We start from the raw sequence: 23,287 nt of genomic DNA, 5'->3' as shown, positions 1-23,287 counted from the left end.
GCATCCGGAACGCCGGTCGTCAGCGCCGCGGGCGCCGGCGTCGCGGCGGGTGCGTGACGGCAGACGACCGAAGGGGGCCGAAGCATGACTCTGCTGGAGAGCATCAGAGGACCGCATGACCTGAAGGCGCTGCAGGACGACGACCTCACCGAACTGGCCGAAGACATCCGCGAGTTCCTGATCCGGGCGGTCGCACGGACCGGCGGCCACCTCGGTCCGAACCTCGGTGTGGTGGAACTGACGATCGCCCTGCACCGGGTCTTCGAGTCGCCGGTCGACCGCATCGTGTGGGACACCGGCCACCAGTCCTACGTACACAAACTCCTCACCGGGCGGCAGGACTTCTCCAAGCTTCGCGGCAAGGGCGGCCTGTCCGGCTACCCGTCCCGCGAGGAGTCCGAGCACGACATCGTCGAGAACAGCCACGCCTCCACCGCGCTCGGCTGGGCCGACGGACTCGCCAAGGCCCGCGAGGTGCGCGGCGATCCGGGGCATGACATCGCGGTGATCGGCGACGGTGCCCTCACCGGCGGCATGGCCTGGGAGGCGCTCAACAACATCGCCGCGGCCAAGGACCGCCCACTGATCATCGTCGTCAACGACAACGAACGCTCCTACGCCCCCACCATCGGCGGGCTCGCCAACCACCTCGCCACCCTGCGCACCACCGACGGCTACGAGAAGGTGCTGGCCTGGGGAAAGGAGGTGCTGCAGCAGACCCCGGTCGTGGGCCGGCAGCTCTACGAGTCGCTGCACGGCGCCAAGAAGGGCTTCAAGGACGCCTTCGCCCCGCAGGGCATGTTCGAGGACCTCGGCCTGAAGTACCTGGGACCCATCGACGGTCATGACATCGGTGCGGTCGAGTCCGCTCTGCGGCGGGCCCGCCGCTTCCACGGGCCCGTGCTCGTGCACTGTCTCACCGAGAAGGGCCGCGGGTACGAGCCGGCGCTGGCCCACGAGGCGGACCGTTTCCACACGATCGCGGCCATCGACCCGCTCACCTGCGAACCGCTCGCGCCCTCCAGCGGTCGCTCCTGGACCTCCGTCTTCGGCGAGGAGATGGTCAGGGTCGGCGAGGAGCGGCCGGACGTCGTCGCCATCACCGCGGCCATGCTGCAGCCGGTCGGGTTCGGACCGTTCGCGGAGCGATTCCCCGAGCGGGTGTGGGACGTGGGCATCGCGGAGCAGCACGCGACGGTGTCGGCCGCCGGGCTCGCCACCGGCGGGCTGCACCCCGTCGTCGCCGTCTACGCCACCTTCCTCAACCGCGCCTTCGACCAGCTGCTCATGGATGTGGCGCTGCACAAGTGCGGGGTCACCTTCGTCCTCGACCGGGCCGGTGTCACGGGCGCCGACGGCGCCTCGCACAACGGCATGTGGGACCTGTCCGTACTGCAGGTCGTGCCCGGACTGCGGATCGCTGCCCCGCGCGACGCCGGCCAACTGCGGGCGCAGCTGCGGGAGTCGGTCGAGGTGACGGACGCGCCCACGTTGCTGCGGTTCCCCAAGGAGTCCGTGGGACCGGAGGTGCCGGCCGTGGACCGGGTCGGCGGGATGGACGTACTGCACCGGGCCGAGGCTCCGCGGGTGCTGCTGGTCGCCGTCGGGGTGATGGCCCCGGTCTGTCTGGGGGCAGCCGAGTTGCTCGAAGCGCGGGGGATCGGTTGCACCGTCGTCGACCCGCGGTGGGTCAAGCCCGTCGACGAGGCGCTGCCGCCGTTGGCCGAGCAACACGATCTGATCGCCCTGGTAGAGGACAACAGCCGTGCCTCGGGCGTGGGTTCGGCCGTCGGGCTGGCGTTGCGGGACGCGGAGGTGGATCAGCCGCTGCGGACGTTCGGGATTCCCGAGCAGTTCCTGGAGCACGCCAAACGCGGTGAGCTGCTCGCCGACATCGGGCTGACCCCCGTCGAGATCGCGGGACGGATCGGCGCGAGCCTCACGGCCCTGGACGCGAGACGGCACAGGCCCGCGGGGGCCACCGCCGAGGAGGAGCAGGCATGAGCAGCCCCGAACAGGCCACCGAGCAGCCCGAGGGCTCACAGCAGGACGCGGGCTCCGGGTTCGACCTGGGCCGGCTCCTCGCCGACCGCGGCACCGAGCGCTACGAGCTGCACTCCCGCCACCTCAACCACCAACTGCCGCGCATGCTGCACACCATCGGCTTCGACAAGGTCTATGACCGGGCCGAGGGCGCCTACTTCTGGGACACCGACGGCAACGACTACCTGGACATGCTGGCCGGCTTCGGCGTCATGGGCGTCGGCCGCCACCATCCCGTCGTACGCAAGGCACTGCACGACGTACTCGACGCCTCGCTCGCGGATCTGACCCGCTTCGACTGCCAGCCGCTGCCCGGGCTGCTCGCCGAGCGGCTGCTGGAGCACAGTCCGCACCTGGACCGGGTCTTCTTCGGCAACAGCGGGGCGGAGGCGGTCGAGACGGCGCTGAAGTTCGCCCGGTACGCCACCGGCAGGCCGAGGATCCTGTACTGCGCACACGCCTTCCACGGACTGACCACGGGTGCTCTGTCGGTCAACGGCGAGGGAGGATTCCGCGACGGCTTCGCGCCGCTGCTCCCGGACACCGCCGTGGACATGGGTGATCTCGACGCTCTGGAACGGGAGTTGAGACGCGGCGACGTCGCGGCACTCGTCGTCGAGCCGATCCAGGGCAAGGGCGTGCACGAGGCCCCGCCCGGCTATCTGAAGGCGGCCCAGGAGCTGCTGCACCGGCACAAGGCGCTGCTGATCGCCGACGAGGTGCAGACGGGACTCGGCAGGACCGGCGACTTCTACGCCTACCAGCGCGACGAGGGCGTGGAGCCGGACCTGGTGTGCGTGGCCAAGGCGCTCTCCGGCGGCTATGTGCCGGTGGGCGCGACGCTCGGCAAGGACTGGATCTTCAAGAAGGTCTACTCGTCGATGGACCGGGTCCTGGTCCACTCGGCGAGCTTCGGTTCCAACGCGCAGGCCATGGCCGCGGGCCTCGCCGTACTCGCCGTGCTGGCCGACGAGCAGCTCGTCGCGAACGCCCGGGCCACCGGTGATCTGCTGAGGACCAGACTGGGCGCGCTCGTCGACCGCTACGAGCTGCTGCACGAGGTGCGGGGCCGCGGACTCATGATCGGCATCGAGTTCGGCCGTCCGCGGTCGCTGAAGCTGCGCAGCCGGTGGACGGTCCTGCAGGCCGCCCGCAAGGGGCTCTTCGCGCAGATGGTCGTCGTACCGTTGCTGCAGAAGCACCGGATTCTGACCCAGGTCTCCGGTGACCACCTCGAAGTGATCAAATTGATTCCCCCGCTCACGATCGGGGAGCGCGAGGTGGACCGTTTCGTCGAGGCCTTCACGGCCGTGATGGACGACGCGCACAGCGGCGGTGGCCTGATGTGGGACTTCGGCCGGACCTTGATGAAGCAGGCCGTCGCGACCCGCTGAGCGCCCTCCGCGGCTTTTGCCTCAGGGGCAAAAAATTTGCCCCTGAGGCACGGCTCTGGCTGAATCGGACGTATGAGCCCAGCCGGTGGCGGCTTCTCGGCGGCCGATCGTCAGGTGCCCGAACACGGGTGCATCGGGCACGGTTCCCGCGGTGCGGACGGCGTCCACGGCAAAGGAGGCAGGGCATGAGCGAGTTCGAGGCGGCCGGGGCGGCGAAGGGAGCCGGGCCCTCGGAGGAACCGGTCGGGGAGGCGACGGCCGGGGAGGCGACGGCCGGGACCAAGTCCGGTGAGGCCGTCGACGTCGAGGCCGTGGCCGGTCAGGCACCGGGCGAGCCGGTGCGGGTGTCGCCGCGGAAGCGGGTCGAGGAGACCATTCCGCGGGGACTGTGGATCCGGCTCTTCGTCTACTTCGTGGCCGGGCACCTCTTGGCCGGATTCATCTATCTGCTGTTCACACTCGGCGGCGGGCAGTAGCGGCTCCGCCCGCCCGCCGGTCCGGATCAGTCCAGCAGGTTGTCGCGCAGGCGGGTGCGCAGGGCGTCGTCGAGGCCGAGGCCCTCGGTGAGGTAGCGCTCGGTGGTGCCCCAGGTCTCGTCGATGGAGTCGAAGGCGGCGGCCAGGTACTCGGCGCGCGCGTCGAAGAGCGGGCTGAGGAGTTCGAGCACCTCGGGGGACATGGCGTCCGGGGCCGTGCTGCTGCGCTGCACCTTGTAACGCCGGTGCGCGGCGTTGGACTCCACGTAGTCGGCCTCGATCACCTCGCGGTCCGCACCCACCGCGAGCAGCGTGACGGCGATGGACAGGCCGGCCCGGTCCTTGCCCGCGGCGCAGTGCATCAGGGCCGGCACGCTGTCGTCGGCGAGCGCGCGCAGGATGCGGCCGTGCTCCGACGTGCGGTCCTTGATCATCGCGCGGTACGCGGTCGTCATCCGGTCCACGCCCTTGCCGTCGGACAGCACCGAGCGCAGGTCCGCGATGTCTCCGCTGCGGACCATCCGCCAGAACTCCGCGCCGTCGGCCGGATCGCTCAGCGGGATGTTGATGTTGCGCACTCCGGCCAGTTCGACGTCCAGGCCGTCCAGCTTCCGGTCGGCGGAATTGCGGAAGTCGAAGATCGTGTGCAGGCCCAGCTCGGTGAGGTACCGCGCGTCCTCGTCCGTGGCGTGCGCCAGGTGGCCGCTTCGGAAGAGCCGGCCGGGCCGTACCCGACGGCCGTCAGCGGTCGGAAGACCGCCCAGATCACGGAAGTTGCGTACTCCGGCGAGCGTGGGCTCGGTCGACGGGACCTGCTGCGTCACGGGGGCTCCTCCCATTGGGGTCACCGGCGCTGATCGCCGTGGTGCGCACCGATTCGACGATACGACACGCCTGCTCGGAGTGATCATGCGCGGGAGGCGCCGGTGCGAACGGCAGTCCCGCGAGTACCAAATGACCGATTCGGTGCCATTGGCGAGTTAAAGGGATTAGGTGCGGTTAGGTGCTTTAGGGGGATTAGGTGCAACTGGCCCCGGATTAAAGGCGGATGGCTGTCAATGCGTGAGCGGGATCATAGTCGTGACGGTGTGTGGCGATCTTGCCGAAGCGTTTCCGGAGGCCGTCGCGGTCGGGAAGATCATTGATCCACGGAGTGTGACGGAATATCCGGAAAAGGATCAGCGGGGCGGAATGGCAAAGAAGTTGATTCCTTGTTTCTGAGTTCCGCACTCGCTTAACGTCACGGTCGTCCGGGTGGACGCCAAATCCTGCCGCTACCCGGAACTCAGTGCATCTACCCGTGCACGGCAGGAGCGGGGGACCCACGGTAATTCGCCGTTCCGGTCCACCGGAAAGGCTAGGGGTGAAGTCGCGTCGAATGCGCGGCCGGGCAGCTCCAGTCCGAACCCGACAGCTCACCTCGTAGGCGCCGGAGAGGAATTCGCCATGCCCGCGAAGGGTAAGCACCGCCGTCCCAAGTCCCAGCGGATCACGCGTACGTTCGCCGTCGCCGGTACCGGTGGCGCCGCGCTCGCGCTTCCGCTTCTCGGCGCCACCGGGGCCAACGCCGCCCCGTCCACGGCCCCGGGAACCGTCCCCGCGCAGAGCCCGCAGTCCGCCCCCGCCCAGGCCAAGCAGTCCGCGCCGGCCGCCGCTCCGGCGACCTCCAGCGGCTCGTACGACGTGAAGTCGGGCGATTGCCTGTCCGCGATCGCCGACCGGCAGGGAGTCGAGGGCGGCTGGGAGCGGCTCTACGAGAACAACCGCTCCGTCGTCGGCGACAACCCGAACCGGATCGTGCCCGGTATGCAGCTGAAGCTGGACGGCAAGGCCAAGGCGTCGACGGCCGACCGCACCGAGTCGGCCCCGAAGGCCGAGGCCGAGCCGCAGTCCGCTCCGGCGCAGCAGTCCGCCGACTCCGCTCCGAGCGCCCAGGGCGGCAAGGCCGAGGCCTCGGCCGGCGGCTTCACCGCTCCCGTCGACGCCTCCATCTCCACCAACTACCGCACCCCCGGCGGCATGTGGTCCAGCGGCTACCACACCGGCACCGACTTCGTGGTCTCCTCGGGTACGCCGATCAAGGCCATCGGCCAGGGCACCGTCGTCTCGGCGGGTTGGAGCGGTTCGTACGGCAACGAGGTCGTCATCCAGCACGAGGACGGCCACTACTCGCAGTACGCCCACATGACCTCGCTCGGTGTCTCCACCGGCCAGACCGTGTCCGGCGGCCAGCAGATCGGCCTCTCCGGCTCGACCGGAAACTCCACCGGCCCGCACCTGCACTTCGAGGTCCGTACCGGTCCAGGCTACGGCTCGGACGTCGACCCGCTCGCCTACCTCCGCTCGCACGGCGTCAGCGTCTGACCCCGTAGGACGGCATGGCGCCTGAGGCGACCGGAGCTCTCGGCTCCGGTCGCCTCAGGCGTGTGTGGACCCTCAACTGCCCGCCTGCTCCGCGCACTTGAGGCGCCTGGCCGGGCGTGGTGCCGTGGTTGCCGGACTATTCCCGCATTGGGGCGATCTTTACCGGTGGCCTATCTCACCGCTGTCAAGGGCACCCTACGATGGCGTAGGTCACTTGAAGAGGTGCAGCATGTTCCGACGTGGCAGACGAATCGACACCCCTCATCCTCAGTGACGCATACGGGTCGTACGTGGCCGTCGGCGACAGTTTCAGCGAAGGGGTCGGGGACCCCGGCCCGGACGGGACGTTCGTCGGCTGGGCCGACCGGCTCGCCGTCCTCCTTGCCGACCGGCACCCCGAACACTCCTTCCGCTACGCGAATCTCGCGGTGCGCGGCAAGCTTCTCGACCAGATCGTCGCCGACCAGGTGCCCCGGGCCCGCGAGCTCGCGCCCGACCTGGTGAGCTTCTGTGCGGGCGGGAACGACATCATCCGGCCCGGCACCGACCCCGACGACGTCGCGGAGCGCTTCGAGCGCGCGGTCGCCGATCTCAGCGGCTCCGTCGGCACGGTGATGGTCACCACCGGCTTCGACACCCGCGACGTCCCGGTCCTGCGTCACCTCAGGGGCAAGATCGCCACCTACACGGCGCATGTCCGGGCCATCGCCGACCGCTACGACTGCCCGGTGCTCGACCTCTGGTCGCTGAAGTCCGTGCAGGACCGTCGCGCCTGGGACGGGGACCGGCTCCACCTCTCGCCGGAGGGGCACACCCGGGTCGCGCTGCGGGCCGGGCAGGTCCTCGGGATTCCGGTACCGGCCGAACCGGACCAGCCCTGGCCGGCGCTGCCGCCCCGCGGCACGCTCGAGGTCCGGCGCGACAACATCCAGTGGGCGCGCGAGTACCTGGTGCCGTGGATCGGCCGCCGCTTGCGGGGCGAGTCCTCGGGCGACCATGCCTCGGCCAAGGGGTCGCTCGACCCGTACACGATCAAGCAGCAGATCAGGCCGACTGCCTGAGTCCTGTGTGTGCTCGGTGGCCGGGCTTCGGTCCGCGGCCGCGCGGCAGTCAGTGGGGCGAGCGGTGGTCGTCGGTGGCGTGGCCCGGTGTGGGGGCGAGGTCGCAGGAGTCCTTGAAGCCCTGGCTGGTGAGGCCCATCGCGGCGTTGAAGCGCGAGCGGAGATTCTCCACCGCGATCATCGCGGTCAGCTCGACGAACGCCGGCTCGCCGAGGCGGTGGACGAGCCGTTCTGCCAGGTCGTCCGCGACGTCGGGCGGGTTCGCGGTGATCCCCTCCGCGTACTCCATGACGTCCCGCTCCAGGTCCGAGTACACCTCGCTCTGCCGCCAGCGCGGCAGAGCGTGGAGCTTGCGCGGATCCATACCGCGCTCATGGTTCTCCCAGTGGCCGAAATCCATGCACCAGGAGCAGCCGATGGACGCGGCGGACGCCATCACCGCGAGCGCCTTGAGGTCGGCGTCCAGGCTGTTCCAGCGGGCGACGGACATCTCCAGGCGGGCCTGGCCCCACAGCACGCGCGGATGGTGGCCGGCCGCCTTCAGCGGGTCCATCGCCCTGCCGTAGGTGCGCTTCGCGTACCACTCCGTCAGGCGGTAACGCAGTGACCGGGGCGGGGTGAGCGAGACGCGGGCCATGGCGGTGTCCTTCCGTCGTCGCGTCGGGCGGTCACTGATGCGACGGACGGCGGCGTTCCGGGCGTGACATCCGGCCGTATTCGGGAGGCGGGCCGTGGCCGGAATCCCGGGCGACGTTCGTGCGTTGAGTGGTCATGACGTCATCCGACGCGCGACAGGACGCGCTCCTGAAACTGGTCTCGGAGTACGACGGCGGGGTGCTCGTCACCCTCGGCCGGGAGGGCCGCCCCCAGCTGTCGAATGTGAACCACCACTACTACCCGGACGAGGGCGTGATCCGGGTGTCGATCACGGACGACCGGGCCAAGACCCGCAATCTGCGCCGCGACCCCCGGGCCACGTACCACGTGACGAGCGACGACCGCTGGGCCTGGACCGCAGTCGACGCCACCGCGGAACTGTCCGAGGTCGCCGCGGATCCGCACGACCCGGCGGTCGAGGAGCTGATCACCCTCTTCCGCGATGTCCAGGGCGAGCATCCGGACTGGGACGACTACCGGGCGGCGATGGTCCGCGACCGGCGGCTGGTGCTGCGCCTGCGGGTGGAGCGGGCGTACGGACAGCCGCGTGCTTGATCCACGGTGTGCGCGACCGGTGCGCGGCGCCGGACCGCGGTGGCCGGTCCCCGGTCGCAGCGGCGCCATGAGCGCCCATAATGGAGAGTCTTTTCGTTGCGGGCTTTGTCCCCGACCTCAGGAGGTGCCGTGACCGGCTTGCGTTCTCTGCGTTCCGGACTCCGTTCGCGCAGGCCCGAGGCGTTCGGAGCCGATTCGTCCGGGGAGCGGCTGGCGCGGATCCACAGCTCGCCGAACTTCTCGGACGGCCGGTTCCAGAACCCTGCGGGCACCGAACGGCCGCAGGGCGGCTTCGGTCTCGAGTTCGCGCGCTCGTACTTCCGCAAGGAGTCGCGGGTGCGACGGGCGCCGGCGGCTTCCGTTCCGATGTACGCGACCACGCTCGCCGATCTCGCGACGCCGCCCCCGAGCGGGCTCAGGGTGACGTGGATGGGGCACTCCAGCGTCCTCGCGGAGATCGACGGCCGGCGCGTCCTCTTCGACCCGGTATGGGGTGAGCGCTGCTCGCCGTTCGACTTCGCCGGGCCCAAGCGGCTGCATCCGGTGCCGGTCGGGCTCGCCGCCCTCGGTCCCGTGGACGTCGTGGTCATCTCGCACGACCACTACGACCACCTGGACCTGCCCACGATCAAGGCGCTGGCCGGTACCCACACGGTCTTCGCGGTGCCGCTGGGGGTCGGCGCACACCTCGAGCGCTGGGGTGTGCCCGCTGCCCGGATCAGGGAGCTGGACTGGAACGAGTCCACCGAGGTCGGCGGCATCTCGCTGACCGCGACTCCCGCGCGGCACTTCTGCGGCCGCGGGCTGCGCAATCAGCAGCACACCCTGTGGGCATCCTGGGTCGTCACGGGGGAGCAGCACCGGATCTACCACAGCGGCGACACCGGGTACTTCGCCGGCTTCCGCGAGATCGGTGCGGAGCACGGACCGTTCGACGTCACGATGATCCAGATCGGCGCCTACAGCGACCACTGGCCTGACGGGCACACGGACCGTACGCCGGTGCCCGGGGCCTGGCCCGACATTCACATGTCCCCCGCCCAGGGTCTGCAGGCCCACCTCGACCTGCAGGGGGGCGAGCCGCACGGGGTGCTGCTGCCGATCCACTGGGGCACCTTCAATCTCGCCACGCACGCGTGGGCCGAGCCTGCCGAGTGGACCAGGGACGTCGCCGAGGAGGCCGGGCAGCGTGCCGCGTTCCCGCGTCCGGGCGAGCCCTTCGAGCCTGCCGGGACCCTCCCGGTGGAGCCGTGGTGGCGTGCCGTCTCGCACCCGATCGCCCACCCGTGGCGTGCGCAGACGCCGCAACGGATCGGGGCCGCCGACCAGGAAGAAGGCCGGAACCTCGATCTGGCCGGCGACCGCTGACACCTACTCGAATCGGCCGGGCGGTGATGCCCGGCCGATTCGTGTCACGCCCTCGACAAGGGCCGCAATGGCTCCGCAACAAGGGCCTGGCCGCAATGGCTCCGCGGTGAGTTCGCCCGCGTAGAGCCAGGCGCACCCGTACTGCTCCTGCTTCCGCTCCTGTTTCTGCTCCTGTTTCTGCTCCTGTGCGGGGCCGTCCGGCGCGAGCGGACCCATGCTGCGTATCGAGCCCCCTCAGTTCAGCCCCGCCCTCGCCGCTTCCACGCTCCCGCCGGCCACGCCCGCGCGATCACGACGTGCTCCGGTACGGCTCGAACGTGGCCCTCGTCCCCTCAGGGCCGGCCCCACCGGTGCTGCGCGTCGCGCTCTTCGGGCACCGCGAGGCCGGCCTCGGTCCTCGCGCCTGCCGCACGCGCGGCCTCGCAGGTCTCTTTGATCCGGCCCGTGACCGGCCGCATCCGCTTGCCGTACGCACCCGAGCAGACCTCTGTCGCCGGGTGGGCGAGCGCTTCCCGGAATCAGTTCCTCCGGAAATTCGTACTGGCGTCGCGTGTCACTTAGTGACATAGTGTCGTTCAGAGACAGCGAACGTCGTCTCGTGCCGTAGCGCATGCACCGCCGCTCGCCGGCGGAATTCCTACAACCCCGAGGACCCGAGATGCACCGGACAGAGAAGAGTCGGACCGAGCAGAACCGGACCCTCCCCGAGCTCCTCTACCTGCTCTGCTACACCGTGGAGAAGGGGAAGTTCGTGACCACCGACCTGCAGGGCCGCGGCCAGTTGCTGCGCGCCGGAGCGCTGGCCCGGCTGACGCTGGACGGGCTCGTCGCCCCGCAGGGCTCCAAGGGCCGCAAGGTCGTCCGCCGCGCCGGCACGATGCCCGCGGACCCCTTCACCGCCGACGTCTGGCGCGGCATCCCCACCGACAAACCCAAGAGCTGGCTCTCGCAGATCCACGACGCGTACACCGCCGAACAGGCCGTCCGTGAGCAGCTCGTCGCCTCCGGTGCGGTCACGGTCACCGACAAGAACCGGCTCCTGAGCCCGCTCGCCGGCCACCAGGTCGCGATCAAGGACCTGCAGGAGATCACCGAGCTGCAGGACCGGGTGCGGAGCGTGGTCCTGCTGGGCGCCGATCCGTCGACCGTCGCGGTGCACGACCTGACCATGGCCGTGTTCGCCGCCGAGCTGGAGGTGTCCAGCGTGTTCAGCGGCAAGGAACGGCGTACGCACAAGCAGGCGTTGAAGACGCTCGCCGACCACTTCGACGGACTCGTCCCGGGGCTGCGTGCCGCATTGCGCGACTCCTACCTGTCGAGCCGGGCCGTGGGAGGCGGCTGGGGGAAGTGACCCTCGCCGCCGCACCGTCCAGCACACGCCCCGCGTCCGCCGCTCCGTCCGCACCGCAACTCCGGAGGATCCCGTGAAGAACCGCCGCGCGACCGTCTACGCCGCTTCCGCCATCGCCACCACGCTCGTGCTGACCGGCACACTCACCGCCTCGGCCTCAGTCGCTCCCGAGCAGGCCTCCGGGAAGCCCGGCGGGGCCACCGCGACCGCCACCGACGGCGTCACCCACAAGCAGAACGAGCGCGTCCCCGAGGGCGCGGTCTGGACCCAGCACTACTTCCCGTCGTCCGACGGCTCCGACACCGAACTCCACGCGGACGTCCTGCTGCCCGAGAAGATGCCCAAGGGCAAGAAGGTGCCCGTGATCCTCTCGGCGAGCTCGTACTTCGGGCACTCCGGCGAGATAGCGCCCGAGGGGTACAAGCAGCCCGGACCGTCGAAGCGCTTCCAGGACTTCATGAAGGGCACCGACCTGTTCAAGCAGGGCTACGCCTTCGTCATGGTGGACACCCGTGGGTTCGGAGGTTCCACGGGCTGCCTCGACTTCGGCGGGCCCGGCGACCAGGCCGACGTCAAGGCGGCCATCGACTGGAGCGCGAACCGTCCGTGGTCCACCGGAGCGGTCGGGATGTACGGCAAGTCCTTCGACGCGTACACCGGTCTCATCGGCAACAACCTGAAACAGGACGCGCTGAAGGCCGTCGTCGCCCAGGAGCCCGTGTGGGACGGATACAAGCAGGTCCACGCCAACGGGCTGCCCCGCCCGCACGCCGCCATCACCCCCAACACGTACAACAGCATCGCGGGACTCCCGCAACTGCCCGGCGACGACAAGCGCTACAAGAAGAACGCCGGCTACGAGAAGAAGCACCCGGAGTGCGCGGCGTTGAACAGCTACGGATACGCCATCGGCGACCCGGACGACAAGCACTGGAAGGACCGCAACCCGGCGGCGAAGGCGAAGGGCACCGACACCCCGCTGTTCTTCACCCAGGGCCTGATCGAGGACAACACCAAACCCGAGGGCATGCAGGAGTTCCTCGACAACCACGAGGGCGTCGAGCGCGGCTGGGTCGGCCAGTGGAACCACGTGCGGGGCAACGAACGGGTCGAGGACGGCCGGCTGGCCATGGGCCGCGAGGGCTGGTTCAAGGAGACCCTGTCGTTCTACGACGAGCACCTCAAGGGCAAGAAGCCGAAGGTCGACTACCCCGACTACGCCGTCGAGGACGGCAGTGGTGACTGGCGCGGCGAGAAGTCCTGGCCCGCCAAGGACCGCACCGCCACGCTCCGGCTCGGCGACGGCACGTACGTCGACACCGGTGGCGGCTCCGAGACGGAGCCGCCCGGCGAGGACGCCGGTCAGGGCAAGGCCGGCTACTTCGTGTGGTCCGAGCCGGTCGCGAAGGCCACCCGTGTCACCGGCAGCCCCAAGGTCTCCATGACCGCGAAGGGCGAGGGCAACGTCATGGTGAAGCTGTACGACGTGGACAAGGACGGCAAGGCCGTGATGTTCGACGAGCAGGTGTCGCGTCTCGACCGCGACCAGCTGGACCTCGAGCTCAAGTCGACCGACTGGACCCTGAAGGCCGGACACTCGCTGGCCGTGGAGATCGGCTCCGTGCAGACCGGAGACTGGATCGACACCCCGTCCAAGCAGAAGATCCAGGTCACGGACGCGCGACTCGAACTGTCCGTGGACGACCCGGCCGAGGATGTCGCCACCGGCGGCGCGCGCTCGCCGTTCCTCGACCAGTACCTCAAGGCGTCCACGGTGAAGCTGAAGCCCGGGAAGCCCACCATCACGCTGCCTGCGGCGGACTGACTCCAAGACCGAGCCCTTGCCTCCTGTCACCGCCGCCGGCGGTGACAGGAGGCAAGCCGTGTGCAGTGCAGGCCCGCCGCGGGCGGGACGTACGCTCGGGCAGGTGTCCGTGTCTCGACTGCGCCGGGTCGCAGTGCTGGTGCTCGAAGGGGCGAAGCCGCTCGATGTCGGCATCCCCGCCCAGGTGTTCACCACGCGCGCGAGCATGCCGTACGAGGTACGGGTCTGCGGGGCCGAACCCGGGCCGGTGACCGGCGGGGACGGACTCTCGTACGCCGTCGCGCACGGGCTGGACGCGCTGGACTGGGCCGACATCGTCTTCGTGCCGGGCTTCCGCTTCCCGGACCGGGAGGATCCGCCGCAGAGTGTCGTCGGCGCACTGATCGCGGCCCACGACCGCGGCGCGCGTCTGGCGGCCATCTCGACCGGCGCCTTCGCGCTCGCCGCGACCGGACTGCTCGACGGCCGGCGAGCCACCACGCACTGGCACTACACCCGCCGCCTCGCGGAGAAGTACCCGCGGATCCAGGTGGACGAGAACGTCCTGTTCGTCGACGAGGGCAAGGTGCTCACCTCGGCCGGGGCCGCCTCCGGCATCGACCTGTGCCTGCATCTGCTCCGCGGTGACCTCGGGGTCGCCGCGTCGAACCATGCGGCCCGCCGCCTGGTCGCGGCCCCCTATCGCAGCGGCGGCCAGGCCCAGTACGTACCGCGCAGCGTGCCCGAACCGCTCGGCGCGCGCTTCGCCGCGACCCGCGAATGGGCGCTGCACCGCCTCGCCGAGCCGCTCACCCTCGACTCGCTCGCCCGGCATGCGGCGGTGTCGCCGCGGACGTTCTCCCGGAGGTTCGTCGAGGACACCGGATACACGCCGATGCAGTGGGTGATGCGCGTGCGGATCGACATGGCGCGCGAGCTGCTCGAGCGCTCGGAGCGGAGCGTCGAGCAGATCGCCGCGGACGTCGGCCTCGGCACCGGGTCCAATCTGCGGCTGCACTTCCAGCGCATCCTCGGCACCACGCCCATCGAGTACCGGCGGACGTTCTCCCGCGGAGACTAGAGCGGTTGGCGGGATCCTTGCGGACCATGGCGATCGTGCCGCTGTCCGGCGCCGGAGCAGCGCGCGACGCTGAGGGCAGGAGAGAAGGGACCTCACTCATGACTCGTATCGCCATCAACGGATTCGGCCGCATCGGACGCAATGTGCTGCGCGCGCTGCTGGAGCGCGACGACGCACTCGAGGTGGTGGCCGTCAACGACCTCACCGAGCCCGCCGCCCTTGCCAGGCTGCTCGCGTACGACAGCACCGCGGGCCGGCTCGGCCGCCCGGTGACCGTCGACGGGAACACCCTTGTCGTCGACGGCCGCCGCATCACCGTGCTCGCCGAGCGCGAGCCGGCGGACCTGCCCTGGGCCGAACTCGGCGTCGACATCGTCCTGGAGGCCACCGGCCGCTTCACGTCGGCCAAGGCCGCGCGGGCGCACCTGGACGCCGGCGCCAGGAAGGTACTCGTCAGCGCCCCCTCCGACGGCGCCGACGTCACGCTCGCCTACGGGGTCAACAGCGACACCTACGACCCGGCGGCGCATCACATCGTCTCCAACGCCTCGTGCACGACCAACGCACTCGCCCCGCTGGCCGCCGTACTCGACGAACTCGCCGGCATCGAGCACGGGTTCATGACGACCGTGCACGCCTACACGCAGGAGCAGAACCTGCAGGACGGCCCGCACCGGGACGCCCGCCGGGCCCGCGCCGCGGCTGTGAACATCGCGCCGACCACGACCGGTGCGGCCAAGGCGATCGGCCATGTCCTGCCGCGGCTGGACGGCAAGCTGTCCGGCGACTCGATCCGCGTCCCCGTACCGGTGGGCTCGATCGTCGAGCTGAACACCACGGTCGCCCGCGACGTGACCCGCGAGGACGTGCTCGCCGCGTACCGCACCGCGGCGGAGGGGCCGCTCAAGGGTGTTCTCGAGTACTCGGAGGACGCGCTGGTGTCGTCCGACATCACCGGCAACCCGGCCTCGTCGATCTTCGATTCGGAGCTGACCCGCGTCGACGGCCGGCACATCAAGGTCGTCGCCTGGTACGACAACGAGTGGGGCTTCTCGAACCGGGTCGTCGACACGCTCAATCTCCTCGCCGCAAGCTGACCCCGACCGGGTCCGCGGGAAGCGGCACCCGTCCGAGGAGGCGCAGGTCACCGCCCAGTAGAGTGCGTGCCTGACACCTCCCGGGAACGGGTGCCGCCCTGGCAACAGGCTGCGGGCCGCCCCGGGGGCCGCGCCTTCGAGCACCGAGGAACCGACCGTGACCCGCGCACGACCGACCACCACCGTGACCGTCGTCGGCCTCGGGGCGGACGGCTGGACCGGCATCCCGGACCCCTCCCGTGCGGTCCTGCGCGATGCCGAAGTGATCGTCGGCGGGCGGCGGCAGCTCGATCTGCTGCCGGAGTCGTGCGCGGGGGAGCGGGTCGCCTGGCCCACGCCGTTGCGCCCTGCCGTGCCCGGTCTGCTCGACGCGCACGCCGGCCGCCGGATCGCGGTACTGGCCAGCGGCGACCCGATGTTCTACGGCATCGGGCGCGCCCTGACCGAGGTGCTCGGCGCGGACGCCCTGCGTGTGCTGCCGCACCCGTCGTCCGTCTCGTACGCCGCCGCCAGGCTCGGCTGGCCGGTCGAGGACCTGGAGGTCGTCACCCTCGTCGGCCGCCCCGCGGCCCGCCTCGCCGCCGCCCTGCACCACGGCCGCAGACTGCTCGTCCTGAGCGCCGACGCCACCACCCCCGCCCGGGTCGCCGCCCTGCTGCGGGACCGCGGCTTCGGACCCAGCCGGATGCGGGTCCTCGAACAACTCGGCAGCGACCGCGAGTTCACCGGCGAGGCGGCGACCGCCGACACCTGGCCGGACCGTCCCGGCGACCCGCTCAACGTCGTCGCGGTGGACTGCCGCCGCGCTCCCGATGCCCTGCGCACCGGCGCCGTACCCGGACTGCCCGACGAGGCGTACGAGCACGACGGGCAGCTCACCAAGCGCCATGTTCGCGCCGCGACGCTCGGCGCCCTCGCCCCCGGGCCCGGTGAACTGCTGTGGGACATCGGAGGCGGATCGGGTTCCGTCGCCGTCGAGTGGATGCGCACCCACCCGTCCTGCCGCGCCGTCACCGTGGAACGCGATCCGGTACGGGCCGAACGCATCGTCCGCAACGCCGAGCGGCTCGGCGTACCGGGGCTCGAGGTCGTCACCGGTGCCGCACCGGCCGCGCTCGCCGGGCTCCCCACGCCCGACGCCGTGTTCATCGGCGGCGGGCTCACCGCCGAAGGGCTGCTCGACTCCTGTTGGGAGGCCCTGCCGGCCGGCGGGCGGCTCGTGGCGAACACCGTGACCCTGGAGTCCGAGGCGCTGCTCGCCGCCGCACACCGGCGCCACGGCGGCGAGTTGGTCCGCCTCGCGGTGGCGCACGCCGTACCGGTGGGCGGCTTCACCGGCTGGCGCCAGGCGATGCCGGTGACCCAGTGGAGCGCGCGGAAGGGGCCCGACGCGGCCGACCCGGAGCCCGAACCCGACGCCGCATCCGACGACCCCGCAGGAGCGAAGAGATGACCGTGTACTTCATCGGCGCCGGGCCCGGCGCCGCCGACCTGATCACGCTGCGCGGCGCACGGACGCTCGCCGCCTGCCAGGTCTGCCTCTACGCGGGCAGCCTCGTCCCGCGCGAGCTGCTCGCCGAATGCCCGCCGGACGCACGTCTGTTGGACACCGCGCAGCTCGATCTCGACCGGATCACCGAGGAGTTGGTCCGCGCCCACGGCGAAGGCCACGACGTCGCCCGGCTGCACTCCGGTGACCCTTCGGTGTTCAGTGCCGTCGCCGAGCAGATGCGGCGCCTGGACGCGGCCGGTGTGCCGTACGAAGTGGTCCCCGGCGTACCGGCGTTCGCCGCGGCGGCGGCCGCGCTCAAGCGCGAGCTGACCGTGCCGACCGTCGGCCAGACGGTGATCCTCACGCGTATCGCGCAGCAGGCCACCGCCATGCCCGACGGCGAGGACCTCGCGACGCTCGGCCGCAGCGGCGCCCTGCTCGTGGTGCACCTCGCCGCCCGCTACGTGGACCGGGTCGTGGACGAACTCCTGCCGCACTACGGTGTCGACTGCCCGGCGGCCGTCGTCGCCTACGCCTCCCGACCCGACGAGGTCGTCCTGCGCGGCACACTCGACGGGATCGCCCAGCAGGTGAAGGACGCCGGAGTGCTCCGTACCGCCGTCATCATGGTCGGCCGCACGCTGGGCGCCGAGCAGTTCGGTGACAGCCACCTGTACTCGCCGGAGCGCGACCGGCACGTGTGCTGAGCGACGGGGTGAATGCCGCGTCTCAGGCCACTGTGCTGCGTCCCACCACCGTGCCCGCCCGGTCGACGCACACCACGTCGACGGCGACCGGTGCCCCGCGCAGTACGGACAGGGCCTCGTCGCGTGCCGCCGTGGCCACCAGGTCGCCCAGCAGAACCCCGGCGGCCTGGCAGAGCTGGAGCGCGGCGAGGCCGGTGTTCGCCTCCGCCACCCGCGCGGCCAGCTCCTGGTCCGCGCCGCCGCGCACGGCGAGCGAGGCGAGGAATCCCTTGTCCACCTGCGAGCGCGCGGAATGCAGGTCGAGGTGTCCGGCCGCCAGCTTGGACAGCTTCGCGAAACCGCCGCACACCGTCAGACGGTCCACCGGATGGCGCCGGACGTACTTGAGTACGGCGCCGGCGAAGTCGCCCATGTCGAGCAGTGCGTCCTCGGGCAGCCCGTACTCGGCGACCACCGTCCTCTCCGAGGTGGACCCCGTACATCCGGCGACGTGGGTGCGCCCCGCCGCGCGGGCCACGTCGACACCGCGTCGGATCGAGTCGATCCACGCCGAGCAGGAGTACGGGACCACGATCCCGGTGGTGCCGAGGACGGAGAGGCCGCCGAGGATGCCGAGGCGCGGGTTCCAGGTGGAGCGGGCGATCTCCTCGCCGTGCTCGATGCCGACGGTGATCTCCGCATCCGCGCGGCCCCCGCAGCGGGCCGCCACCTCGGCGATGTGCTCACGCATCAACTGCCGCGGCACCGGGTTGACCGCCGGTTCGCCCACCGGCAGCGGGAGACCGGGACGAGTGACCGTACCCACGCCGGGGCCCGCCCGGAAGACGACCCCGGCTCCCGCGGGCAGCCGGCGCACCGTGACCCGGACCAGGGCACCGTGGGTGACATCCGGATCGTCGCCCGCGTCCTTCAAGATCCCCGCCGTGGCGCGGGCGTCGGTCAGCTCCTCGGTGGCCAGCGCGAAGGACGGCGTCCGGCCCTTCGGTAGTGTGATCGTCACCGGGTCGGGGAACTCGCCGGTGAGCAGGGCCGTGTACGCGGCCGTGGCCGCCGCCGTCGCACAGGCCCCCGTGGTCCATCCCGGCCTCAGGCCGGTGTGCTCGAGTTGTGCGCTGCGACCGCCCCGCGGCCCGGAAGCCTGCACTTCACCGCTCATGATCGGACCCGGACTCCCATGCACGTACTGATACTCGGTGGGACCACGGAGGCCCGCCGGCTCGCCGGTCTGCTGCACGGCACACCCGGCCTGACCGTGACCAGCTCACTGGCCGGGCGCGTGGCGAGCCCCCGGCTGCCGCCCGGCGAGGTACGCATCGGCGGCTTCGGCGGGACCGACGGCATGGCCGCCTGGCTGCGGGACCACCGGGTGGATGCGCTCATCGACGCCACCCACCCCTTCGCCGGGACGATCGGTTTCCACGCGGCCGCGGCCGCGGCCGTCGCCCGTGTTCCGCTCCTCGCCCTGCGCCGGCCCGGCTGGGATCCGGTCGCGGGCGATGTCTGGCACGACGCCACGTCCTTGGCGCATGCGGCGGAGTTGTTGCCCGGGCTCGGCCGGCGGGTGTTCCTGACCACCGGGCGGCTCGGGCTCGCCGCGTTCGCCGGGCTCACCGACCTGTGGTTCCTGGTGCGTTCGGTGGATCCGCCCGGGCCCCCGTTTCCACCGCGGACCGAAGTGCTGCTCGACCGCGGCCCGTTCACCCTCGACGGCGAACGCGAGGTGCTGCGGCAACGCCGCATCGACGTCGTCGTCACCAAGGACAGTGGGGGAGCGGCCACCGCGCCGAAGCTGACCGCAGCCCGAGAAGCGGGCGTGCCGGTCGTGGTCGTCCGCCGGCCTCCCGCCCCCGAAGGCGTTGCGCAGGTACCGGACCCGGAGGCGGCCGCCCGCTGGGTGCTCGACCACTTCGGGCTCGTACCGCCGGAGAGCTGACCGGGCCGGTGCGGCAGCCCGGGGCCGCGCCGCCGCACCCCGCTCACGCCTCCGGATACCGGCGCGGCGTCCACACGATCTGCTCGCCGGCACCTCTGCGCACGGACCGGGTCTGCGAGGAGCCGACGAGCAGGATGGTCCGCATGTCGACCGTGGCCGGATCCAGATCGGCCAGCTGCACGATCCGCACGTGCTCGCCGGGACCGCCCACATCCCTGGCCACCACCACCGGAGTGTCCGGGGCGCGGTGCTCGAGCAGCAGCTCGCGGGCCTTGCCCACCTGCCAAGTCCGGCTCTGCGAACCCGGGTTGTACAGGGCGAGCACCAGGTCGGCAGTCGCGGCCGCGCGCAGCCGTTCGGCGATCACCTCCCAGGGCTTGAGCCGGTCGGACAGCGAGATCGTCGCGTAGTCGTGGCCGAGCGGTGCGCCGGCCCGGGCGGCGGCCGCGTTGGCCGCGGTCACTCCCGGCAGAACGCGTACCGGCACATCCGCGTATTCGGCCTGTGAGGCGGCCTCCAGGACGGCGGTGGCCATCGCGAAGACGCCGGGGTCGCCGCCCGAGACGACCGCGACCCGGCGTCCCTTGCGGGCCAGATCGAGGGCGAACTCGGCGCGCTCCGATTCCACGCGGTTGTCCGTGCCGTGCCGTTCCTGCCCCGGACGCCGCGGCACCCGGTCCAGGTACGTCGTGTAGCCGACGAGATCGTCCGCCGCGGCCAGAGCGCCCCGCGACTCGGGCGTCAGCCACCGCGGGCCGGCCGGTCCCGTGCCGACCACGACCACCTCGCCCTGCTCGCGCTCGAGGCGCTCGGCGTCCACCTCGCTGGGCAGTACGGCCACCGAGAAGTACGGCACGGACTCCTCGTCGACGTCCGCGAGTCGGGCGAGGCGCTGTCCGGGCATGGTGGCCCGCTCGACGTACCGCGCCGCCTCGAGACGGCCCGAACTCTCCATCGCGCGGCGCACCTTGGGGAAGGTGCGGCCGAGCTTCATCACCACCGCCGCGTCCGTCGCGGCCAGGCGGGCGGTCAGTTCCTCCTCGGGCAGCGTGCCCGGCAGGATCGTCAGCACCTCCTCGCCCTCGGCGAGCGGCGTCCCGAGCCGGGCCGCCGCCGCGGACACGGACGTGACGCCCGGGACGACCTCGGTGTCGTAGCGGTGCGCGAGCCGCTTGTGCATGTGCATGTACGAGCCGTAGAAGAGCGGGTCGCCCTCGGCGAGCACCGCCACCGTGCGCCCCGCGTCCAGGTGCGCGGCCAGGCGCTCGGACGCCTCGGCGTAGAAGTCGTCCATGGCGCCCTGATAGCCGCCCGGGTGGTCGGTGGTCTCGACGGTGACCGGATAGATCAGCCGCTCCTCGATGTGGTCCTCGCGCAGGTGCTGCGCCGCGATCGAGCGGGCGATGGACCGGCCGTGCCGTGCACTGTGGTACGCCACCACGTCCGCACCGGCGATGACCTCCACGGCCCGCATCGTCATCAGGGACGGGTCGCCGGGGCCGAGCCCGACGCCGTACAGCTTGCCGCTCATTCCACCTCACTCGCGATCGCGTTGAGCGCGGCGGCCGCGAGGGCGCTTCCGCCGCGGCGGCCCCGCACCACCAGATGCTCCAGGCCCGAAGGGTGGGCCGCGAGCGCGTCCTTGGACTCGGCCGCGCCGATGAAACCGACCGGCACACCGATCACCGCGGCGGGCCTCGGGGCACCCTCCTCGATCATCTCCAGGAGCCGGAACAGCGCTGTCGGGGCATTGCCGACCGCGACCACCGCCCCCTCGAGGCGGTCCCGCCACAGCTCGAGTGCGGCGGCGCTACGGGTGGTGCCCAGCTCCGCCGCGAGCTCGGGCACGGACGGGTCGGAGAGGGTGCACAGGACGTCGTTGTCGGCGGGCAGCCGCTTGCGGGTGACACCGCTGGCCACCATCTGCACGTCGCAGAAGATCGGCGCCCCGGCCCGCAGAGCCTCGCGGGCGCGCGCCACGACGTCCGGTGTGTGGCCCAGATCCTGTACCAGGTCGACCATTCCGCAGGCGTGGATCATCCGGACCGCGACCTGACTGACGTCGGCGGGCAGGCCCGCGAGGTCGGCCTCCGATCGGATCGTGGCGAAGGACTGGCGGTAGATGGCCGCGCCGTCCTTCTCGTAGTCGTAGGTGAGGGTCACGGTGCTGATCTCGCTGCTCTCGGTCGTGGTGAGGTCGGGAGGTCGTAGTACGAGTGCGGGTGGCGGGGTGCGGGCGGTCGGCGCGTCACGCGGGTCCGGTCTCGCGGTGCGTCATCCGCAGTGCCCGGTGAGCGCCGACAGGGCGGAGGCGAGCCGGGACGGGTCGTCCAGCTCGACGCCGTGTGACGGAGGTGTGTCCGTGCTGAGGTGGTAGCCGCCGGGCGTCGCCACGACGTCCGCGCGGGTGGCCCGCGGGCGCCCGCAGCGGCGCTCGCAGCCGGACCAGTACACCGGGAGCCCGGCGTCGCCCGCGCGCAACGCGCGCGCCGCGTCCGCCCGGACGTCCGCGTGCGACTTGGCGCAGCCGGGCCGGCCGATACAGGCGCCGACCCGCAGCCACCCGGACGCGGGATCGGTGACGAGTCCCGAGGCGGCGAGACGCGCGAGCACTCCGGCCGCCGCCTCCGGGCCGAGACCGCGAGCCGGCACCACGACCCGAGCCGGCACCACGACCCCGCGCCACGGCGTCAGCCGCAGCTCGCCCGCCTGCGTCTCGGCGGTCCGGGTCAACTCCCGCCACTGGTCGCCGGTGAGGCGCCCCAGCGGTACGTGTACCGACAGTGAGTCACCGTGGACACCGGGCGACGGCCCGTCCGCTCCGGCCGCCTCCCGGTCCATCAGCGCATGACCGATGCGCGCATCCGCGAGGCCATCGGCCACCGACCGGACCAAGTCGTCAGCGGGAAAGGCCAGTTCGTCGACGCGCCAGGCCCGTGACGTACTCGCCGCGGCCGACGTGAGAAAGATCTCGGTCGCCGTGAGCACGGCCTGGACCACGTCCTCGCCGCGCACCCGCAGGGCGATATCGGACGGTCCGAGGGCAAGCTGCGCATCACCGGACGTGGTCGCCCGTACCGTCACATCGGCCCCGAGACCGGCGACGTCACCCCGCCCGTCGTCGAGCGCGAACAGGAAGCGACCCGACAACTCCCGGGTGCCGGTGCTCGCGCACAACCCCGCGTCCAGGCCGACCAACCACGGGCGCACGTCCGTGCGTCCCTGGTCGTCGAGACCGGACAGGGGAGATGCGACCACGTTGCGGACCCGCTCGTGGGAGGGCGCCGGGAGGAGGCCGGCCGTATCGAGCATGCCGGCGAGCTCGCCCGCGCAATCACCGTCCAGGCCGCGGATCTGGACGTTGCCGCGGGACGTCAGGTGCAGCTCGCCGTCACCGAGGCGCCGGGCCGCCGAGGCGAGCGCGTCCGCCTGGTGAACGGCCAGTACACCGCCGGGAATCCGCACCCTGGCCAGCGCCCCGTCGTCCGCAGCATGCAGCCGCAGCGACCCCGGGCAGGAGTCACCGCCGCCCCGCGCCACGGCTGTGGCCTGGGGCGATGGGCGGGGGGCTGCCGAGGACATGGCGGCGAGCATACCCACCGGCCCGTCGGCCGCACCCCCCGCCCGCTTACTATGCACATCGGCGGATCAACCGATCCGCCGATGTCGCCGGGGCTCGTCCGCCGGACAGGCTCGGGCGACAGGGGGAGGAAGCCCGGTGCGATTCCGGCGCGGTCCCGCCACTGTGAGCCCGGCCCAGGTCCCGCACCTGGCGACGGGTGAGCCAGGAACTCCCTTTCCCACGCTTCCGGCAGCACCCGGCACCTCCCGGGGGATGCCCACGGAGCAGCGGAGCCCATTCCTCCACCACCCGGGGCGCGGACCCCGAGGAAGGCCTCACGAG

At 71.7% G+C, this 23,287-nt stretch carries 20 protein-coding genes and 2 riboswitches; of the genes, 14 read left to right on the top strand and 6 right to left on the bottom strand.

The window, feature by feature from the left end; translation table 11 throughout:
- Positions 1 to 84 precede the first annotated feature (84 nt).
- From dxs to DSC45_RS05625, 3 genes are all read left to right on the top strand, one after another.
- Positions 85 to 2,004 (top strand): 1-deoxy-D-xylulose-5-phosphate synthase, encoded by a 1,920-nt coding sequence (gene dxs / locus DSC45_RS05635; RefSeq protein ID WP_119287630.1) that lies wholly within the window; start codon positions 85 to 87, stop codon positions 2,002 to 2,004.
- Positions 2,001 to 3,437: an aspartate aminotransferase family protein gene (locus DSC45_RS05630; RefSeq protein WP_119287628.1), complete on the top strand. Its 1,437-nt coding sequence runs from the start codon at positions 2,001 to 2,003 to the stop codon at positions 3,435 to 3,437. The genes dxs and DSC45_RS05630 overlap by 4 nt, the downstream gene beginning before the upstream one ends.
- A gap of 185 nt (positions 3,438 to 3,622) precedes the next feature.
- Positions 3,623 to 3,913, top strand: coding sequence for a DUF6126 family protein (locus tag DSC45_RS05625; RefSeq protein WP_119287627.1), 291 nt, complete (start codon positions 3,623 to 3,625; stop codon positions 3,911 to 3,913).
- A gap of 26 nt (positions 3,914 to 3,939) precedes the next feature.
- Here DSC45_RS05625 and DSC45_RS05620 read toward each other — a convergent pair whose 3' ends face one another.
- Positions 3,940 to 4,737 (bottom strand): tyrosine-protein phosphatase, encoded by a 798-nt coding sequence (locus DSC45_RS05620; protein ID WP_119287625.1) that lies wholly within the window; start codon positions 4,735 to 4,737, stop codon positions 3,940 to 3,942.
- A gap of 435 nt (positions 4,738 to 5,172) precedes the next feature.
- A riboswitch (cyclic di-AMP (ydaO/yuaA leader) is annotated at positions 5,173 to 5,355 on the top strand.
- Positions 5,356 to 5,359: 4 nt separating this feature from the next.
- Here DSC45_RS05620 and DSC45_RS05615 point away from each other — a divergent pair.
- Together DSC45_RS05615 and DSC45_RS05610 are read left to right on the top strand one after the other, a co-directional pair.
- Positions 5,360 to 6,277 (top strand): M23 family metallopeptidase, encoded by a 918-nt coding sequence (locus DSC45_RS05615; protein ID WP_119287624.1) that lies wholly within the window; start codon positions 5,360 to 5,362, stop codon positions 6,275 to 6,277.
- Between the two features lie 239 nt (positions 6,278 to 6,516).
- Positions 6,517 to 7,338, top strand: coding sequence for an SGNH/GDSL hydrolase family protein (locus DSC45_RS05610; RefSeq protein WP_240434477.1), 822 nt, complete (start codon positions 6,517 to 6,519; stop codon positions 7,336 to 7,338).
- Positions 7,339 to 7,387: 49 nt separating this feature from the next.
- Here the strand turns inward: DSC45_RS05610 and DSC45_RS05605 are convergent, their stop codons facing one another.
- A complete protein-coding gene (locus tag DSC45_RS05605) occupies positions 7,388 to 7,975 on the bottom strand; it encodes a carboxymuconolactone decarboxylase family protein (protein WP_119287622.1) in 588 nt (195 codons plus the stop codon).
- A 134-nt stretch (positions 7,976 to 8,109) separates the two neighbouring features.
- Here DSC45_RS05605 and DSC45_RS05600 point away from each other — a divergent pair, with 134 nt between their 5' ends.
- The 8 genes from DSC45_RS05600 to cobM all read left to right on the top strand — a co-directional run bounded on the left by DSC45_RS05600 (position 8,110) and on the right by cobM (position 17,450).
- Entirely contained in the window at positions 8,110 to 8,550 is a 441-nt protein-coding gene (locus tag DSC45_RS05600) for a TIGR03618 family F420-dependent PPOX class oxidoreductase (RefSeq protein ID WP_119287620.1), read from the top strand.
- A gap of 129 nt (positions 8,551 to 8,679) precedes the next feature.
- Positions 8,680 to 9,918, top strand: coding sequence for an MBL fold metallo-hydrolase (locus DSC45_RS05595; protein WP_240434476.1), 1,239 nt, complete (start codon positions 8,680 to 8,682; stop codon positions 9,916 to 9,918).
- A 658-nt stretch (positions 9,919 to 10,576) separates the two neighbouring features.
- Positions 10,577 to 11,269 (top strand): GOLPH3/VPS74 family protein, encoded by a 693-nt coding sequence (locus tag DSC45_RS05590; RefSeq protein WP_119287618.1) that lies wholly within the window; start codon positions 10,577 to 10,579, stop codon positions 11,267 to 11,269.
- A 73-nt stretch (positions 11,270 to 11,342) separates the two neighbouring features.
- Complete coding sequence (locus DSC45_RS05585; protein WP_119287616.1) at positions 11,343 to 13,094, top strand: CocE/NonD family hydrolase; 1,752 nt, start codon at positions 11,343 to 11,345, stop codon at positions 13,092 to 13,094.
- A 103-nt stretch (positions 13,095 to 13,197) separates the two neighbouring features.
- Entirely contained in the window at positions 13,198 to 14,154 is a 957-nt protein-coding gene (locus tag DSC45_RS05580) for a GlxA family transcriptional regulator (RefSeq protein ID WP_119287739.1), read from the top strand.
- A 98-nt stretch (positions 14,155 to 14,252) separates the two neighbouring features.
- Positions 14,253 to 15,251, top strand: a complete 999-nt coding sequence (gene gap, locus DSC45_RS05575) for a type I glyceraldehyde-3-phosphate dehydrogenase (protein WP_119287614.1) — start codon at positions 14,253 to 14,255, stop codon at positions 15,249 to 15,251.
- Between the two features lie 157 nt (positions 15,252 to 15,408).
- Complete coding sequence (gene cbiE / locus DSC45_RS05570) at positions 15,409 to 16,704, top strand: precorrin-6y C5,15-methyltransferase (decarboxylating) subunit CbiE (protein WP_240434475.1); 1,296 nt, start codon at positions 15,409 to 15,411, stop codon at positions 16,702 to 16,704.
- Positions 16,701 to 17,450, top strand: coding sequence for a precorrin-4 C(11)-methyltransferase (cobM, locus tag DSC45_RS05565; protein WP_119287612.1), 750 nt, complete (start codon positions 16,701 to 16,703; stop codon positions 17,448 to 17,450). Before cbiE ends, cobM begins: the two co-directional genes overlap by 4 nt.
- A 22-nt stretch (positions 17,451 to 17,472) precedes the next feature.
- On the opposite strand, the gene DSC45_RS05560 is transcribed toward cobM, so the two are convergent.
- A complete protein-coding gene (locus DSC45_RS05560; protein ID WP_119287611.1) occupies positions 17,473 to 18,606 on the bottom strand; it encodes a cobalt-precorrin-5B (C(1))-methyltransferase in 1,134 nt (377 codons plus the stop codon).
- Between the two features lie 18 nt (positions 18,607 to 18,624).
- Between DSC45_RS05560 and DSC45_RS05555 the strand changes: the two genes are divergently transcribed.
- Positions 18,625 to 19,383, top strand: coding sequence for a cobalt-precorrin-6A reductase (locus tag DSC45_RS05555; protein ID WP_119287609.1), 759 nt, complete (start codon positions 18,625 to 18,627; stop codon positions 19,381 to 19,383).
- A 43-nt stretch (positions 19,384 to 19,426) separates the two neighbouring features.
- On the opposite strand, the gene DSC45_RS05550 is transcribed toward DSC45_RS05555, so the two are convergent.
- The 3 genes from DSC45_RS05550 to cobG all read right to left on the bottom strand — a co-directional run bounded on the left by DSC45_RS05550 (position 19,427) and on the right by cobG (position 22,965).
- Entirely contained in the window at positions 19,427 to 20,914 is a 1,488-nt protein-coding gene (locus DSC45_RS05550; RefSeq protein WP_119287607.1) for a precorrin-2 C(20)-methyltransferase, read from the bottom strand.
- On the bottom strand, positions 20,911 to 21,546 hold the full coding sequence (locus DSC45_RS05545) for a precorrin-8X methylmutase (RefSeq protein ID WP_119287606.1): 636 nt from the start codon (positions 21,544 to 21,546) through the stop codon (positions 20,911 to 20,913). The genes DSC45_RS05550 and DSC45_RS05545 overlap by 4 nt, the downstream gene beginning before the upstream one ends.
- A 111-nt stretch (positions 21,547 to 21,657) precedes the next feature.
- Complete coding sequence (gene cobG / locus DSC45_RS05540; protein ID WP_240434474.1) at positions 21,658 to 22,965, bottom strand: precorrin-3B synthase; 1,308 nt, start codon at positions 22,963 to 22,965, stop codon at positions 21,658 to 21,660.
- A gap of 125 nt (positions 22,966 to 23,090) precedes the next feature.
- A riboswitch (cobalamin riboswitch) is annotated at positions 23,091 to 23,177 on the top strand.
- Positions 23,178 to 23,287 lie beyond the last annotated feature (110 nt).

This window comes from Streptomyces sp. YIM 130001, assembly GCF_003574445.1.
In the GTDB taxonomy this organism is placed as follows: Bacteria; Actinomycetota; Actinomycetes; order Streptomycetales; family Streptomycetaceae; genus Streptomyces.
This window is presented reverse-complemented; position numbering and strand designations above follow the sequence as displayed.